General features: G+C 44.8%; 15 protein-coding genes and 2 pseudogenes. 4 read left to right on the forward strand and 13 right to left on the reverse strand.

All coding sequences use genetic code 11. The features are described from left to right. Positions 1–83: 83 nt before the first annotated feature. From KP014_RS17590 to KP014_RS17605, 5 genes and pseudogenes are all read right to left on the reverse strand, one after another. Positions 84–680, reverse strand: a complete 597-nt coding sequence (locus KP014_RS17590) for a cyclophilin-like fold protein (protein WP_090833673.1) — start codon at positions 678–680, stop codon at positions 84–86. A gap of 123 nt (positions 681–803) precedes the next feature. Beyond that, positions 804–1,853, reverse strand: a complete 1,050-nt coding sequence (locus KP014_RS17595; protein WP_036600296.1) for an NAD(P)-dependent alcohol dehydrogenase — start codon at positions 1,851–1,853, stop codon at positions 804–806. A 305-nt stretch (positions 1,854–2,158) separates the two neighbouring features. Continuing rightward, positions 2,159–3,238 carry an alpha/beta hydrolase gene (locus KP014_RS17600; protein ID WP_090833674.1) on the reverse strand — a complete coding sequence of 360 codons (1,080 nt, stop codon included), beginning with the start codon at positions 3,236–3,238 and terminating at the stop codon, positions 2,159–2,161. A 304-nt stretch (positions 3,239–3,542) separates the two neighbouring features. After that, positions 3,543–3,782, reverse strand: a pseudogene (locus KP014_RS28895) (MFS transporter); the annotation flags it as partial. 174 nt (positions 3,783–3,956) lie between these two features. Further along, entirely contained in the window at positions 3,957–4,337 is a 381-nt protein-coding gene (locus KP014_RS17605; RefSeq protein WP_036593792.1) for a MerR family transcriptional regulator, read from the reverse strand. A 103-nt stretch (positions 4,338–4,440) separates the two neighbouring features. Here KP014_RS17605 and KP014_RS17610 point away from each other — a divergent pair, with 103 nt between their 5' ends. Then, positions 4,441–5,340, forward strand: a complete 900-nt coding sequence (locus KP014_RS17610) for an SDR family oxidoreductase (RefSeq protein WP_090833675.1) — start codon at positions 4,441–4,443, stop codon at positions 5,338–5,340. A gap of 445 nt (positions 5,341–5,785) precedes the next feature. Here KP014_RS17610 and KP014_RS17615 read toward each other — a convergent pair whose 3' ends face one another. The 3 genes from KP014_RS17615 to KP014_RS17625 form a co-directional block, all read right to left on the reverse strand. Further along, complete coding sequence (locus KP014_RS17615) at positions 5,786–6,577, reverse strand: DUF817 domain-containing protein (RefSeq protein ID WP_036595387.1); 792 nt, start codon at positions 6,575–6,577, stop codon at positions 5,786–5,788. Positions 6,578–6,640: 63 nt separating this feature from the next. Next, the gene (locus KP014_RS17620; protein ID WP_036595388.1) at positions 6,641–6,841 is read right to left on the reverse strand and encodes a helix-turn-helix domain-containing protein; all 201 of its coding nucleotides are present in this window, start codon (positions 6,839–6,841) and stop codon (positions 6,641–6,643) included. A gap of 10 nt (positions 6,842–6,851) precedes the next feature. Further along, positions 6,852–7,331, reverse strand: coding sequence for a DUF2975 domain-containing protein (locus KP014_RS17625; protein WP_036595389.1), 480 nt, complete (start codon positions 7,329–7,331; stop codon positions 6,852–6,854). 511 nt (positions 7,332–7,842) lie between these two features. Between KP014_RS17625 and KP014_RS17630 the strand changes: the two genes are divergently transcribed. After that, positions 7,843–8,439 carry a LysR substrate-binding domain-containing protein gene (locus KP014_RS17630; protein WP_246590533.1) on the forward strand — a complete coding sequence of 199 codons (597 nt, stop codon included), beginning with the start codon at positions 7,843–7,845 and terminating at the stop codon, positions 8,437–8,439. An 87-nt stretch (positions 8,440–8,526) separates the two neighbouring features. Further along, positions 8,527–9,252: a hypothetical protein gene (locus KP014_RS17635; protein ID WP_246590534.1), complete on the forward strand. Its 726-nt coding sequence runs from the start codon at positions 8,527–8,529 to the stop codon at positions 9,250–9,252. A 130-nt stretch (positions 9,253–9,382) separates the two neighbouring features. Here the strand turns inward: KP014_RS17635 and KP014_RS17640 are convergent, their stop codons facing one another. Next, on the reverse strand, positions 9,383–9,898 hold the full coding sequence (locus tag KP014_RS17640; RefSeq protein WP_036605243.1) for a DinB family protein: 516 nt from the start codon (positions 9,896–9,898) through the stop codon (positions 9,383–9,385). Between the two features lie 25 nt (positions 9,899–9,923). Next, positions 9,924–10,928, reverse strand: a complete 1,005-nt coding sequence (locus KP014_RS17645) for a 1-aminocyclopropane-1-carboxylate deaminase/D-cysteine desulfhydrase (RefSeq protein WP_063619570.1) — start codon at positions 10,926–10,928, stop codon at positions 9,924–9,926. A 255-nt stretch (positions 10,929–11,183) separates the two neighbouring features. Between KP014_RS17645 and KP014_RS17650 the strand changes: the two genes are divergently transcribed. Then, entirely contained in the window at positions 11,184–11,753 is a 570-nt protein-coding gene (locus KP014_RS17650; protein WP_036605245.1) for a CGNR zinc finger domain-containing protein, read from the forward strand. Between the two features lie 243 nt (positions 11,754–11,996). Here KP014_RS17650 and KP014_RS17655 read toward each other — a convergent pair whose 3' ends face one another. The 3 genes and pseudogenes from KP014_RS17655 to KP014_RS17665 all read right to left on the reverse strand — a co-directional run bounded on the left by KP014_RS17655 (position 11,997) and on the right by KP014_RS17665 (position 16,514). After that, positions 11,997–12,338 (reverse strand): hypothetical protein, encoded by a 342-nt coding sequence (locus KP014_RS17655; protein WP_036605247.1) that lies wholly within the window; start codon positions 12,336–12,338, stop codon positions 11,997–11,999. A gap of 83 nt (positions 12,339–12,421) precedes the next feature. Further along, positions 12,422–13,824: pseudogene (locus KP014_RS17660) on the reverse strand (ATP-binding cassette domain-containing protein). 296 nt (positions 13,825–14,120) lie between these two features. Beyond that, positions 14,121–16,514 (reverse strand): polyprenyl synthetase family protein, encoded by a 2,394-nt coding sequence (locus KP014_RS17665; RefSeq protein WP_036605255.1) that lies wholly within the window; start codon positions 16,512–16,514, stop codon positions 14,121–14,123. Between the last annotated feature and the right edge of the window lie 21 nt (positions 16,515–16,535).

Genomic DNA, 16,535 nt, shown 5'->3' on the forward strand with positions numbered 1-16,535 from the left:
ATCACTCCTCGATTTACTCGTCTAACAGTTCAGCGTGTTTTTCAGAAAAACCGACACAAAGGTACCCGATGAACAGAACAAACTCATTCGGCAAGTGACCATGTAACTTGTACATTGCCTGAACCAAGAGCAGATGCCAGGTTTGAAGGATTGTCCACTCTTCCCAGTGGTACATAACCGCCGTTAGAATTGGAGTGGGTTTCATAGAAAAGCACCAGAGTGTTTCCTGACCAGCCCATTATGTCACCGGCATGAATAGTTGCAGGGCGCTCCGTTGATGCGGCAGGAAGATCCTCCGACAGATCATAATACTTCTCCAGCCCATTATGTTCATTCATCTGGAGTGTCATAGGAAATTGCGCAACAAGCGCCTTCGCCGTTTCGTTGTCATTTAATGTTGCTGTAAATGTACTGCTGCCTACAGTAATATTGATGGAAATCACGCTGTTTTCCTTCGTCTCGTTATCTCTTGTTTCAGCCGTTGCGTTTTCCGTAGGTGACGCGGATGGCTGCTCCGTTGGTATTACGGACGGCTGCTCCGTTGCTTTTATAGGTTCACCACTCGAGAGGGGAGTATCCGATTGAGCAGACCCGGAATTCAACTCATTACGTGCCCCACTACAGGCTGCCAACGCCAATATAATCCAAAGGCAAAACAGTAAGCTTAAGATTTTTCGCATGTTTACCTCCCTAGAAGTATTATGACCATCTTCCGATTGCGGATTTCTAGCCGTATGAGTTCACACCAAGAAAGAGGCACACCGGTGAAAGCGTGCCCCCTAATATTTTGACAGGATTACACGTTATGCATTCCCCATCGTGCTGATGTCGATCACAAATCGATACCGGACATCTGAAGCTAGAACGCGTTCCCAGGCTTCATCGATCTGATTGGCGTTAATAACCTCAATTTCAGGAGTAATGCTGTGTTCAGCGCAGAAGTCAAGCATTTCCTGCGTTTCACGAATTCCACCGATCATAGATCCGGCAAACGACCGGCGATCCATGATGAGTGAGAATACGTTAACGGATAACGGCTCCGCTGGCGCACCGACGTTGACCAGTGTACCATCCGTCGCCAACAGCGAAAGGTAGGCACTAATATCAATCTTCGCGCTCACGGTATTCACGATGAGGTCAAACGAACCAGCCAGTTGCTTAAACGTCTCCGGATCGCTCGTGGCATAATAATGGTCCGCGCCAAGCTGCAAACCATCTTCTTTCTTCTTCAAAGTTTGTGATAATACAGTAACCTCAGCCCCCATAGCATGAGCGAGCTTTACAGCCATGTGTCCAAGCCCACCAAGTCCAACAACAGCTATTCTTTTGCCAGGCGCAGCTTCCCAATGGCGCAGCGGCGAGTACGTTGTAATGCCGGCACACAAAAGCGGAGCAGCGACGTCAAGCTCAATACTGTCCGGAATTCGGACCACGAAGTCTTCCGTTACGACGATGTGGGTGGAATAACCGCCTTGTGTATATTGGCCGTACCTGTCGATAGCCGCGTAAGTGCCCGTCATTCCATTGAGGCAGTACTGCTCCTCTCCCTTATGGCAGTTAGCACATTCTCCGCAGGAGTCAACCATACAACCTACCCCTACCCGGTCGCCCACAGCGAACTTTGTGACTTCCGAACCAACCCGAATGACAATTCCTGCTATCTCGTGTCCCGGAACAAGAGGATAGTTTACCGACCCCCAATCGCCGCGAGCTGTGTGAATGTCGGAGTGGCAAACACCAGCGTATTTAATCTCAATGAGGACATCATGCGGCTCAAGATCCCTTCGCTCGATCATAGTCAGTTTGAACGGACCTTCTGGACTGTATACAGCACGTGCATCAGCAATAATCATTTATAACCTCCTGCAATCTATAAATTATTGGTCCTTTGCTAATTAAGTCAGCATGTTAGAAGCAAAATGATTTAACTTATGGTTACAATAATAAACAGAACCAAGATGCTTTCAATGGTTAAAAGAACGCAACATGTTGTTTATTCAACAAAACAATAAAAAATGTTGGCTAATCATAGCCGTATGGAATTCTATTCAGAAAAAAGTGTGAATCCCGACAAGATAAGCGGGATTCACACAGCGGTTCTACTCATAGAGCCTTTGGCACGAAAAGCTCTCTGCGATCTACAACACAAGCCTTATTTTTACTTCAGATTTGCTTTGAAGAAGGACTCGAGCTTGTTGAACGGGATGTACTCCATTCTGTCGTACAGATCCACATGCCCTGCGCCTGGAACAATATAGAGTTCCTTCGGTTCGCCCGCCAGCTTGTAGGCGTCTTCGCTGTAGTATCTGGAGTGGGCATTCTCACCTGCGATGAACAGAATTGGACGTGGAGAAATCGTATCAATATGCTCGAACGGGTAGAAATTCACGAGCGCCCCTCTGCTGGTAAGGCTGTAGGGCAATGAGCGGGGGTGATATCCCCTTGGCGTACCGTAGTATTCAGAGAACTCCCGGACTGCTGCTTCTGCTGAGGGTTTTAGTTCCACTGCAGTTCCGCCGCCGTATTTTATCTGTCCGCTCTCAAAATCGATCCAGCGCTGTTCAGCGGCTTCTTCAAGAGCTTTTATCTGTTCTTCCTTGGTCATTACATCGTTCGGTGTTACCGCTAACCCCAATCCCTCACGGGTGGCGCGGCCCATGTCGTACATACTAACTGTCGCGATGGCCTTCAGCCGAGGGTCAATCTGCGCAGCGCTGACCGCAAACCCGCCACTGGCACAAACGCCGATGACGCCAATATCGTTACGGTCCACAAACGAGCGTGTGCCCAAAAAGTCCACGGCGGCGCTGAAATCTTCGGCGAACGTGTCCGGAGAAGCAATATTTCGCGGTTGCCCGCCGCTTTCTCCTGTGTAGGAGGGGTCAAAGGCCAGAGTTACAAAGCCCCGGGCTGCCATCTCCTGGGCATACAAGCCGGCCGTCTGTTCCTTCACGCCAGTGAACGGGGGTCCGACAATGATTGCGGGAGATTTCTTTGCTCTATTAAAGTTTTTAGGAAGATACATATCCGCGACTATGTTAATGCCAAGTCTGTTCTTGTATGAGACTTTTTCAACAGTCGCCTTGTTGTTTTGAGGAAAGGTCTTGTCCCATGCTTGGCTATCTGCTGCGGGAGAAACGGTGGTCGCGGATGAAACGGTGGTCGTGGATACAAGCACGCCCAGTACCATCACTGTGAGTAAGTGAAGGCCACGCTTGATAATAGATTTTTTTTTCATTTTCAAAATCATCCTTTCTTATTTTTGGTTTGAAAATACTATCATGCTGTCCTTTGACCTCGACAAAAAAGGACCGTTGATGATTAATCAACAACTGTATGTAATTATAAAAAAGAGTCGCGATGCTCTCAATGGTTAAATGATCGAAATTCGTCGATTACTCTACAAAACAATAGTAATTGTTGATTAATTTGATAAATTACAGAGTCCAAACCATACTGAAAGTAGATAGAAGAACACACAAAAGCAAAGAAGTAAAGGCCAGGTAACGAAAATACCCAGCCTTTTTTGATATATAAATATCTTACCTGGAAAGTTGTTGTTTAGGAGTAATCAAGTTGTTTCTTAGTAAGATAGTTATCAAACTCAATATCAATGACAAGATGCCCACCAATACGACGTATTGTGTACCCATTCCTGATATAAATAAACCACCTACAGCAGCACCAACGGTTGTCCCTAGATTAGCGGAAGTCAAAAACAATCCATTAGCAAAATCAGGAGCTTCTGTAACTGCATAAATAATCCAATATTGATTAATATTACCTTCTGAATTGTCTTAAATGGTGTAGTGTAATTACGGCATTGGGACTAAGTTCTTGTCCATTTTCGGCAATGGGGTCAAGTTCTTGTCCCGAGCAAAGGACAAGAACTTGACCCCATAAAATAAAAAAGCCGCGCCCAGCGCGGTTTTCTAAGGGGCTATATTCTTGTCCTCTTACAGTTCTAGTTGTGTGGACTCTAGTCTTTTGAAAAAATTGATTTTATGATCGATTTTTTCTAGCGTCTTTTCAAGTTCTTTTAATTGATCAATAACTTTTCTGCGATAGCTTTCCACAAATTGCCGTCGTGCTGTTATTGTTGAGTCTTCACGATTTTGCATGGCGATAAACTGCTGAATCTCCCGAATGGGCATCCCCATCGCTCGAAAATATCTTAAAGCTTGAAACCATACAATATCGGACTCTGAATACTGACGATATCCATTTTCGTCCCGTTCTATACCGTCAATTAACCCGATTTGCTCATAATATCGCAATGTGTGGACGCTTAATCCCGTCTCTTCTGCAACTTGTTTGCTCGAAAATTTGTTTTCCATAATTTTATTATAGCATGGGTTCGAACGGTATTGCTATCGAGTGCACTCTATACTTTATCATTTCAAATGTAAGTATTGACTTTCATTTTAGGGGGAATTCTTTATGCGTGTTTTTGTCACCGGAGCAACAGGCTTCATCGGTTCCGCCGTCGTCCGTGAACTCATTAATGCCGGGCATCAGGTCGTTGGCCTCGCCCGATCGGACAAGGCTGCCGCAGCATTGACAGCGGCCGGCGCGGCAGTGCATCGCGGCGGACTCGACGACCCGGGCAGCCTTCGCAGCGGGGCCGCCGCAGCGGACGGCGTCATCCATCTCGCTTTCAAGCACGACTTCTCGGACTACGCAGGCGCGGTCACAGCCGATCTTCTCGCCGTCGAGACGATCGGGGCGGCGCTGGAGGGCTCCGGCAAGCCGTTCGTAATCACCTCGGGAACCTTAATCCTCTCATTGTTGCTCCCGCCTGGACAATTCGGGACGGAAGAGACTGTGGCCGGCGCCGAGTTACCCCGGGGCGGATCGGAGAGCGTGGTCATGGCACTGGCTGAGCGCGGGGTGCGGACTTCGGTTGTCCGTCTCTCGCCGTCCGTGCATGGGGAGGGTGACAAGGGCTTCGTCCCGAGGCTGATCGCCATTGCTCGCGACAAGGGGGTCTCTGCCTACATCGGCGACGGATCGAACCGCTGGCCCGCGGTGCACCGGCTTGATGCGGCCCGCCTGTTCCGACTGGCCCTGGAAGCCGCCCCAGCGGGGTCCCGGCTGCACGGGGTCGGCGATGAGTGTGTGACGTTCCGCGACATCGCCGGCGTCATCGGCCGCCACCTGAGCCTGCCGGTGGTCAGCATTTCAAGCGAAGAGGCAGACGCCCACTTCGGCTTTCTCGGCGCCATCGCGGCGCTTGACAACCCGACGTCAAGCGCACTGACCCAAGAACGCTTGGGCTGGCGGCCAGTGCACCCCACATTGATCTCAGATCTCGAGGAAGGTCACTATTTCAAAAATTGAACGACTTTCGGCTTTTTCGCTGTCGAGAGGGAAGGAGCCCGTGCAAGTACCGTTTATGGATACAGTAGTTGAATAAAGCAGCGGCAGTCTAGGAATTTTTTTCGTATCCTGGACTGCCGCTGTCCCATCTATCAAGGTCTGCCTAAACTTATACTACAAAGACTGCCCAATTTTTTGATGTAAAAATTGTGTCCAACCAACAACTCCACTCTAAAACTATATTTTCAATGAACACTTGTACCTTATCCCTGGCCTCTATCTTGCGATGGCTTCATTAAGGTTTGAAGACACACCCTCGATGGGTATTTTTCATGTCTACGCCCCTTCAGTTCATCTACTGGCACCGTATTTACCACGCAACTCTGCCAATTAGTTGAGAAAACGGCAGCCACTTCACCGACTTCCGTCTCTTCGTGCTTATTGAGCTATCGTTTCCCGTCGTAGCTTAATCATAGCTGGACCATGAATCTTTCGTTTTCCGGCGAGCTTTAACATGTTTAAGCTGGGCAACAATAATGACGCTAATGATTACCAGAAGGAACCACGAACTGATCTTACTGAAACTAACCAGTTGCCAGGCTTGGTACTGGTCAGGATATTTCCAAGCATTAAAATATGTAGCTATATTTTCGGCTAACCAGATGAAAAAACCTACTATGATAAATGCCAGTGTCAAGGGCATTCGATAAGTAATAGTCCGTACCCGATATATGATCCATGTTCTCCAAAAGACAATGAGCACAAGCGCCGTCAGCCACCAACGAAAATCAGGAATGAAATGATGTGTGAAAAAGTTCAGATAGATGGCTCCTCCCAGTAATCCCGCAGAAGTAAGCCCCGGCCAGCCGGTCATGTCCATCTTCAGTCTACGCCATACCTGACACATAAAGCTTGCGACACTTGCATACATAAATCCGCTATAGAGCGGTACACCGAGTAACTTCGTAAGCCCGGGTTCAGGGTATGACCATGATCCCATCCGTACCTTATATATTTCCAGCAACAAACCAATACAGTGAAATATACAGATAACTTTAATTTCATCGCGTGTCTCGAGTCCACTGTGGTACATGAGGTACTGCACTGTAAGCAGTATAAAAAGAATGGCATCATAACGGTAAACGAAAGGCACCTCTATTACGCTAGAAAGAGCTAAAGTCCCAAAGATCGCAGTAGGAAATATGCAACTCATCGCCTGATGATAGCCAAAATGCAGTAGTTGTATTATTGGTTTCAATGATGTTACCTCCTCTCCTCCATTAATAATGGATGCGGTCGTTTCGTCCTTTTCTTCACAATGTTAAATATATTCTAAAATATCTCCAGGCTGACATTCTAAGGCAGTACAAATCGCCTCTAAAGTTGATAATCGAATCGCTTTTGCCTTTCCATTTTTCAATATAGAAAGATTAGCCATCGTTATTCCAACCCTCTCCGAAAGCTCGGTGACGCTCATCTTCCTTTTTGCCAGCATCACATCAATATTGATTATAATTGCCATTGTTTTCACCTCAGACCGTTAAATCATTTTCTGATTTTATATCTATTGCGTCTTTTAAAAGCTTTTGAATAATCGCCGCAAAGGTTGCAATTACGCTTGAAGCAAAAGAGCACATTAATCCCAGTGCTATAACACCTGCTACGTCACCTTCAATAAAAAAAACTACGAATATTATTCCTGATACAATTAAGATACTGATTGTGATTGCACAGTACTTTATATACCTCAAAGCTCTAACAGATAATTCCGAGAAAGCCTTGTTCCGATCTATGTAGCTTAAAAGTTTAAATGCTTGATACAACGCAACAAAAAATGGAATAGACAGTACATACGCACATACTAAAAAGGGATATTGCAAGTAAGCAGTCTCTGGATTCGCTTCTGCATCTCTACTGGCTATCCCAGGCAACCAAAATATACACAAAGCAAGTGCCGTAATTCCAATAAGAACTACAACTCCCTTTAGGAAAAATGTTGACCCTCGTTTCATAAAAAACACCTCACTAATTTCATGTAATTTTGATTCTAACACGTAATTTATCGTTTAACAATAAATATATATCAATTATTACTTTATTTTTATTGTTAAAGGATAAAAGCATTCTTCATTAAAAAGAAATGCCTGTTCCTAATTAAATCGGAAAAGCGGATACTACTCCAAAAATAATCTAGAGCTGCTATTAGATTGAACCGGATGATTTCTTTATCCCCCAAGCCGCTTCCGCAACATCCAAAATATTTGGGGGCGTGTCGTAATCCGGTTACTCGCCTCTAGGTTAATAACATCCATTCCCTGTTGTTTTGGATTCGGCTAAATTCTGCAATAAAGCTGCGCTTTGTAACATCGATAGTCTCTTTTTATAAAAATTCCTTCTTGATTTAGATCTTAAAGTTTGGAATCCCCTCCGCCTGAACGGGTTTGTTATCAGATTCAACCACGCAACCCTAGGTCGAGAGCTGTAGAAAGTTTGCGAATCTTAGATATTTCCTATTTGAACATATTGGGCGTTGATCTGGTTCCAGATTTAATCAGGGATTATCAGACCAAAAATCCAAACGTGCGCTTTGATTTGACACAAGGTAACCTTGGCGATATAAACGAGCATTTCGAGAAAGGCCATTCCGATTTAATGATTACTTCAAGAGAGTCCACCATGAACAGTCATGAATGGATTGTCATACGGAAAACGCCTTTGTATATTGTCGTTTCTGACCAGCATCCTTTTGCCAGCCGGTCCTCCTTAAGTTTGTTGGATTTATCAGGTGAACCCTTTGTTGGCCTGAAGAAAAACTGCGGATTGAAAGCCACCATAACGTCCCGGTTCGAGAATACCGGTTTTATGCTGGCTTCCACTTTTGATGCGGAAGATTTGCCCACGGTGGCGGGGTTTATCAAAGCCGGGCTTGGGGTATCGGTACTTCCTAAAACCCTCGGCCTTATGCTCGATGGGCTTGTATGGGTTCCGATTCGGGAGGAAGGCTGGGAATGGGAGGTAGGATTGAAATGGAGAAAAGACCGCTATGTATCCCCTGCGGCCAAACGTTTATTGATTATATCGACCAAAAGCAAACTTTGTCTCCTGAGCTTACTTAGCTAACTGTCTATGAAAACTGCCGCCAGCCACTAGCGATAACTCCCCCACGTGAAAGCCGCAAACAATCGTTTGCGGCTTTCACGTTAACTCATGGCAGGAGCCGGGCTTTCCCCGGTCGTTTACTGGAATGTTCTTGGCCGAACGTCTTTCAGTATAATTCTCGGCTATGATAAATACGCGGCAGCCGGATGCGATGTAGGTGCTCTCGTGACCGGTCAACGGGGACACAAATACAGGGACGAGCTCTACGCCACTCATATCGGGTCTGCTCAAAAGCTGAGCTTGTTCAACGGGGATCGCGCTTGGGATCTGGCCGGAGGCCGTGCTCTTCCCGATAGCATCCCAGAGGAAATTCGGGCACAGATTTTAAAATTTGATCGCCGTTTTGCGTCACATCTTGCTGTACACGTACTTGATCCCGGTACACTTGCCTACGGACTGAGCGACTCGCCGGTAGGAATGTTCGCATGGATTTTGGAACGATGGGCCAGCTGGAGCGACAATAATGGTGATATTGAAAATGTCTTTTCCAAGGACGACATCCTAACACATGCAACAATCTTCTGGGTCAACAACGCCATCGAAACCTCGATGCGCGTCTATGCGAACGTCAACCGCTATCCATGGACACCCGCTCATAATCGCTGGCCTGTCATTGAGGCACCAACCGGTATAACCTTCGTGGGTTACGAGAATCCGCCGGGTATCACGACCGAAAATCGCGTACAGAATTTTCTGGGCAGCGAACGATGCCTGACAGTCCGTATAGCGGTTGTCGGCGAAGCGCTGCCACCAGCCTACAGCTGCAGATCGTGATTCCGTTGCTTACACAGAGTATCAGGTGCAGCTAACATCGTCTTTTAGATTTTGGGACAGCACTATTTCTTACAATTTCGATAGACGTATTTTTTCGGCAAATTGGATCTACTTCCACTTTATATGGATTTTAATCGTTATTATGAATTTCCCAAAGGCGATTAATTCGATCCAATTGTCCGAGTGTGTAAGCAATATGGCAAAGATCATGTACCAATACCCAAACCGATGTACGTCCCTCCGGCGGGACTTCTCCCCAACATAGTACTCCACGACTTAAATCTATAGGTGCAGGCAGCAACTGGCTTTCGGTCAAGTTATCAAACGTTTGAGCCAAGCTTTTTTTCGTATTTGCCAACAATTCCTCTAACTGTTTATGATCCCCTTGAACACCGAATTCATTCGCCCGATTCCGGTCCGTAGGGATTCCCCCTACGACATCTCCTATCCAATAGCTGGCAGATCCCAACAAGTGGTATACCAAGACAAAGGGACTATTATTCATTTGATTTGGAGTCCAATTGAGCGCCTCAGGCGGCAGATTTCTGATAATCTTAAATACGTCATCCAACAATCCCTCTACAATCACCTTTAAATCTTTACCCACTTCCAAACCGATATTGTTATGTACATTTTCTTTTTGCATGTGTGCTCACTCCTAAGTTTATGATTTATAAAATCGCAGAGCCATAATTGAATAGCAATGGGAATCCCCCCGTGTGTAAAAAAACAACTGCGTCATACGCGGATAGTTGTCCGGTCTGTCCCATGTGAATCAAAGCCGCCATGGATTTCCCCGTATAGACAGGATCAAGGAAAATGCCTTCGCATCGTGCTGCTACATGAATAGCGTTGCGGCATTCCTCGGTAATCGCTGCGTAACCGTTTCCAATAAAACCATCTTCGATCCAAATTTGCCCTGCATCAATCGTCTTCTCATACCCGGCCAGTTTCAAGGTCTCTGTAGCTATTCTGGCTGTTTTCACTTTTTTGATCTCTGTATTGCCGCTTACACTTACACCCATAATTTCAAATTGATTGGGAATAACACTGGCCCCTGCGATTAATCCTGCATGCGTCCCACAAGTTCCGGTTGCAACAACAATAAGAATACGCGTTGAATCGAATGGATACGAGCTAAGCTGCCGCACTAATTCTTCAACAGCCAAGATATAGCCTACTGTTCCTAGTGCGTCGGTTCCTCCCTCGGGAATGATGCACGGTTTTCCGCCTTCACGTGTGATGTTCTCAGCAACTTGCTCCATCACTTCATTAATAACCTCCAAAGGCGGACGACCGGCTGGCGGACTAACGAAGGTGAGTTCTGAATTCATCAAGTGATCCAGGTATAAATTACCATGAGGGTATATATCAGGCTGACCGCTTAATACCAAATGCGGCTGTAGTCCGAGCTTTCTGGCGGCAGCAGCAGTTAGTTGAGCATGATTGGATTGCACGGCTCCGGTTGAAATAATGTGAGTTGCTCCGTCTTCCTTGGCCTGACCTAATTGAAATTCAAGCTTTCTTGCTTTGTTACCCCCTCCTCCAAGACCGGTCATATCTTCTCTCTTGATAAATAACGGACATCCTAATTCTAAAGATAATTGATCGGCCGGCTGCAAGGGAGTTGGCCATGCTCCCAGGTTGACCCGAGGTAATGATAAGATCGCATTCAATCCGTAATCCCCCCCACTTTCATATGTAATTACCGGAAGATATTATTACAACGAATCTTCCATGTGGCATATTATAGCCTTCAATAAACTAACCTGTCAACTAATATTTATAGGGTTAGTTTATGAATGGATCTATCAGGCTGCTTTCTCACAAATGATAAATTATGAAAGGTTGTCTATTTTTATGTCCTTTAAATTAACCTTTTGATCACGTATAATACAGTTAGTAATCAACCTAGGAGGAGTTTCCATTCAATGGCCGGTCTTAAAAAAAATCATTTCATTTCTAATTCCATCTCTTTGAATTTGGTTAATACAGAAGAGAATCGAAGAGGAAAAAGGTATGATCTGCTTGAAAATGATGAGCAAGTATCACATTGGCTTGATTTGATGTTCACTGAGCGAGTCATCCTAACCGAACAATTTTCACAACGAAACCAGTATACACATGAGGAAGTATCAGCCCTTAGAGAATTGAGGAGCTTTTTGCGAAAGGGGTTTCAAGCCATTGCGGACGGATTGCAAGTAGACGAGCAATGGGTTCATACCTTAGAAAGCTATAGGGGTAAAGCACCGCTCACCTTTGTGATTAAGGAGAACAGGCTATTACCGGTTCCGTCCGGAACTTTTGCAAATGCACTTCTCTCCCTTATTGCTTATGATGCATTAGAACTTCTTGTTAGCGGTAAACTGGAGACTATTAAAAGATGCTCTAATCCAAGATGTATTTGGTTGTTTATGGATACCACCGGAAAGCGCAAGTGGTGCTCAATGAAAATTTGCGGCAACCGTATGAAAGTTGCTCGGCACGAGCATCGCGCTTAATGCTATGTGAAATTAATTACGAAAAAACAAATGCTGATGGAGATTATTCTAACGACATGAACCAGTTGAAAATATGCAACGAGCACTTAGGAATTATTCTCTACACAAAAAAAGTCACATCAGAAATGAATCCAATGTGACTTTTGGCACCGATAATGAATTATTTTAACTTTAGAAAGAAAGAATTGCTCCGAAAGCTGATCAATAGTTGCGCCTTGTGAGAAACTTTGGCGAATTTCAGCTTTAATAAACCATCCAAATCCGTCCATTCTCATAAATCTGAATATCCTGGGACGAATGAATGAAGTCTGATCCGCTCGCATATCCTGTCTCTTTCATCTTCCGCGTACCCTCTTCCCAACCGGGTCGGTCATGGACAATGGTGTAGCAATATACGACTTGATCGTCCTCTTCGTCTTCTTGCGATCCCAGGTATACCAAATCTTCGCCAAACAGCGATTTCAGACATTCCTTGGCCTCCACATGCGAATAAAACCTCGGAAGAGCCTCTTCGAACTGCCGAGATAGCATCTTGCGTTTGCCGGAAATGGTATAAAAGCGGTCTAACTCATCTTTATTGATCACATCATTCGCCTCCTTAGCCAAGTATGGTCTTAACAAGATAACACTTGGCGCTGTGACACGCAATCCATCAGCCCAGAATGCCGTTACAATTCAATCACCTTTGTAGCTATATTTGTGCAAAATTCACGGTCATGCTCCACAAAAAGAATGGTTGGCGAATGATCAAGTAGCAGCTCTTCAATTTGCATACGGGAAATAATATCAATAAAATTAAGCGGTTCATCCCAAATATGCAAATGAACTTTCTCGCAAAGACTTTTGGCAATCAACACCTTCTTCTTTTGGCCGCCGCTAAAAGCGGAAATATCCTTTTCAAATTGAACTCTGGAAAAATCAAGTTTTCTTAAAATAGATTTAAACAGGCTTTCATCAATCCCGTGTGCACTGGCGTAATCCGTTAAATTGCCCTGCAAATGTGAGGTATCCTGAGAGACATAGGATATTTTAAGCTGGCTTCCCTTTCTGAACGTGCCCGTATAGCTTAGATCCTCACCGCAAATCAGCTTGAGAAGGCTGGATTTTCCGGAGCCGTTTTTGCCTGAAAGCGCGATTCGCTCACCTTGCTCAATCGTAAAACTTATATCTTGACAAACCATCTTCTCACCGTAATAAATCGAAACCTCTTCAAGTTCAGCAAGTTGGCTTTTATGATAAGCAAGTTGTGAAATCTTTAAGTCCTCAGAGCTTTCAATTTAGCAGCCTTGTGACCAATATACCCTTTATCTACCTTGGAGCCGGAATTTCTTGTCCCGTTTTTAGTTTTTTCGACTTCGTGCGACCAGTGGTTCGTTCGTTTTGCAGAATCCGTCAAGCGTTTTATATCCTTTCTTAGCTTCTCGTTCTCTGCTATTTCAAAGTTATCTTGTCTCTTTTTATTTTCCCACCAATCGGCAAAATTACCTTTTTGAATTTCTACATTGGTCTTATTAATTGAAAGTATGTGATCTACGCAGTTATCAAGAAATGATCTGTCGTGAGACACCAGGATAAATCCGCTCTTGGTACCCAGATAATCACTGACGAGTTTTCTTGCATTCATGTCAAGATGATTGGTGGGTTCATCAATTAACAGAAAACTATTTTCTTTAAGAAATAATGCAGCCAACAACACTTTCGTTTGCTCTCCGCTCGACAAAGAATCAAAGGGCCGATATAACACATCCTCAGAAACCTTTAGCAGTGAAAGTTCACGCATTAATTTCCAGTGAAGATAGTCCGGAAAAATGTCGCTGATAACATCAAGGGTATTATTCTCCTTATTTTCGACATGGAAAGGGAAATATTCAAAACTGACATTAGCCGAAATATTTCCGCTGTATTCATATTTACCGAGCAGCAAGTTTAAAAATGTCGTCTTGCCTCTGCCGTTTCTTCCCGTAAATCCTAATTTCCATTCGGTATCGATTTGGAAGCTTACGTTTTCAAATATGTTATCGTAGCTGCCATCATATGCGAACGTCAGATTTGTAACATTTATTAATGACATGAATTTATCCTCCTGTATGAAAAATAAATGAGCTGCAAGAAAGTTACTTTCTCGCAGCTCAAATAAATACAGCAAATCCAACCCGCGACGGAGTTAGATGAGGATATATTGTTTGAGTGAAAAGAATAAGTAACTTCTTGCATAAAAATAATAAAACAAGCGAATACTTCCGCTTCTACATGGCTTTATTATTTTTTTATCATCAGCAAGAAATTCTACATTATTCTTTTCAGCTCCAATCAATAAATTATAAGTATCTTATCATACCCATTTTTTAATCTCAACAATTAAGCATATTAACGGTCCCGGTTAACCAAATAATCCAACAAATGCTTCAGAAAAGCGGTATTGCGAGGCACCTCTCTCAACGCTTCCTCTGCAAGGCAGTAGTGCTCCCACATCTCTTTTCGGGCGCCTTCTTGACCAAGGATGGATACAAAAGTCGAATTGTTGTTTTGGGTATCCTTGTGGGTGGGTTTGCCGAGTACGAGCAGATCGCCTTCCAAATCAAGCAAATCATCCTTAATCTGAAAAGCAATGCCCGCATGATAGGCGAATTTCTTCAAGGCCGTGATTTCCGGCTCTTTAACCTGAGCAAGTATGGCAGGCATTACTAGGCATGCTTCAAATGCAACTCCGGTTTTGTAAAAACACATCATATTCAATTGCTCCAGTGACAATACTTTTCCTTTGGAATGTAAATCCATCGCCTGTCCCATACACATATCTTCTGCCTTTTCGGCCGAATATTGCATCAAGGAAAGCACGGTCTTAGCGTCAAACTGTTCAAGCGATGCTTGTTCTTTGATCGCCTTCTGGATCAGAAACAGACCGGTTAATTCAGCCGTGGCGCTATTATGCACCTCATGCAGTGTTGGACGCCCTCTGCGGGTAGACGCATTATCCTGTGATGGCAGATCATCGAAGATCAGGGATGCGGTATGCATATATTCCAATGATCTCAGAAGAGGCGCGATGGCCGATGCATGGAGTCCATATTCGTTCACGCCCATGACCCAAGTCAATATCGGCCGTATCCTCTTCCCGTCCCCTTCGAGACTGTAATTTGCGGCATCAATAAGCGGCTCTTTCATTGGAAGAGTCCCGCTGTTTTTGGGAATCGGCAACAAGCTGTTGATTTGATCGCGGACCGTTTTAATCGTATCCTGAAAGTCTTCTTTTTCCTTCTGATCGTTTTTCAAAAGGGTATTCATCTGATCCCGCAGCAGTTTATCGAAAAAATCAACATCCTCCGCTTTTCGAACCATTTCTTGGATAAGGCGATGGAATTTCGAATCTCCGGAAGCAAAAATTCCCATGATTTCGTTATACGTTTCAGTGCCTAGGCGCTCTTTACAGCGTTTGAGACCGTTGATTGCACGATCCAGTATCACCTCACGGGTCTTGGCATCGGAGTGATATACGTTGTGGATCAAATGGAAAATGACCGCCCAGTATAATTCATAGGGGTTGATAAGATCCGAACGCTGATTATGGTATTTTAAATAATAGGTGTAGGGTGTTACCGCACCGCCCTTCATATCGTCGAACATATCCGCAAAATCATCAGCCAGCTGGTTGTAGATGCCGTAATAGAAGGTTCGATGATCAAAGCCTTCATCCATCCGAGCGCTAATTACGGAACGGACAATCAACCTGGAAGAAGAGGATTTTAAAATGACGGGTAAATAAAGCTCTTCGTTGGTGTAATCTGCATTGGATAGGTCTTTTGCGCGGTCGATGTCCTGGGAATGAAAAAACACATAGGACTGCTCGAAAAAGGTGCTCACTGTTTCCGGACGCTGAACTCCCTTAATATATTCAAAAGCATCCCGGAGCTCTGAATGGACGTATTGAATGAAATCCATGTTTTTTCCGGCCCAACCGTTAGGTTCCGGCACAACACCTGTGAGAAGCGCGGTTCGTATCATACGGGAATATTGTTCTTTCTCCCCAGCGGTCAAGACCTGAGAATCGAGCAGATCGTCAATGAAAGGATAGGTCAGTCCATAGGAATAACCAAGCCTAATGGCTTCATCCAGTGTCCGCGCACGTTCCGCAGGCGAAGTTTCAGGGCCCAACTCTTCTATCACATGCAGAACTACCCCGACTATGATCTTGATCAGTTTGCGCTGAGACTGCTCGGCGTTCATTTCTTTCGGAATATGGGTAGCGACGTTCTTAAGTTTGTCAATCACCCAAATCGCGGCGGTTTCTATGCCTTCTTTCTGAGCCCACCGATAAAACCCCGCCAAACTCATATACTCGGGCTGGTCTCCCCGCTTTGCTGCGGTGGAATGAATCAAGTGTTTTTTGATGTCGGCAACCACATGCTGAATTCGGGTCTGTGTGTCAGGAGAATCAAGGGCTTTGCCCAGATCCCTCATGTAAATATAAGAAACGCTTCGATCCAAGTAATCATCCAATTTACCTGTATAATTCAGCCACCCAATATATCTATGATAATCCCGAGAATCAGGTTTTCTCTTTCCCCGTGAAAAAAAGGATAACCACGAACGATGATGGACATGGTTCCGTTTCCAGACTTCAATATCTTTTGTCAGGATGGGCACATAAGTCTTTTCCATAACCTGCGCATATAGCGATGCAAAATACTGAGCCGCCTTCTGCTCAGCCAGCCGATACCACGTATCGGCATGATCTGTAAATTCCTCATTCATACGATTCATTACCATACGGTTCATACCTCT

It is taken from the genome of Paenibacillus sophorae, assembly GCF_018966525.1.
Classification (GTDB): domain Bacteria; phylum Bacillota; class Bacilli; order Paenibacillales; family Paenibacillaceae; genus Paenibacillus_AQ; species Paenibacillus_AQ sophorae.

Bases quoted from the DNA above. Each gene is read 5' to 3' on its own strand.
- KP014_RS17600 (WP_090833674.1), bottom strand. From the start codon at position 3,238: ATGAAAAAAAAATCTATTATCAAGCGTGGCCTTCACTTACTCACAGTG.
- KP014_RS17625 (WP_036595389.1), bottom strand. From the start codon at position 7,331: ATGAAACGAGGGTCAACATTTTTCCTAAAGGGAGTTGTAGTTCTTATT.
- KP014_RS17595 (WP_036600296.1), bottom strand. From the start codon at position 1,853: ATGATTATTGCTGATGCACGTGCTGTATACAGTCCAGAAGGTCCGTTC.
- KP014_RS17605 (WP_036593792.1), bottom strand. From the start codon at position 4,337: ATGGAAAACAAATTTTCGAGCAAACAAGTTGCAGAAGAGACGGGATTA.
- KP014_RS17610 (WP_090833675.1), top strand. From the start codon at position 4,441: ATGCGTGTTTTTGTCACCGGAGCAACAGGCTTCATCGGTTCCGCCGTC.
- KP014_RS17635 (WP_246590534.1), top strand. From the start codon at position 8,527: ATGGCAGGAGCCGGGCTTTCCCCGGTCGTTTACTGGAATGTTCTTGGC.
- KP014_RS17665 (WP_036605255.1), bottom strand. From the start codon at position 16,514: ATGAATCGTATGAATGAGGAATTTACAGATCATGCCGATACGTGGTAT.
- KP014_RS17640 (WP_036605243.1), bottom strand. From the start codon at position 9,898: ATGCAAAAAGAAAATGTACATAACAATATCGGTTTGGAAGTGGGTAAA.
- KP014_RS17590 (WP_090833673.1), bottom strand. From the start codon at position 680: ATGCGAAAAATCTTAAGCTTACTGTTTTGCCTTTGGATTATATTGGCG.
- KP014_RS17620 (WP_036595388.1), bottom strand. From the start codon at position 6,841: ATGGCAATTATAATCAATATTGATGTGATGCTGGCAAAAAGGAAGATG.
- KP014_RS17650 (WP_036605245.1), top strand. From the start codon at position 11,184: ATGGCCGGTCTTAAAAAAAATCATTTCATTTCTAATTCCATCTCTTTG.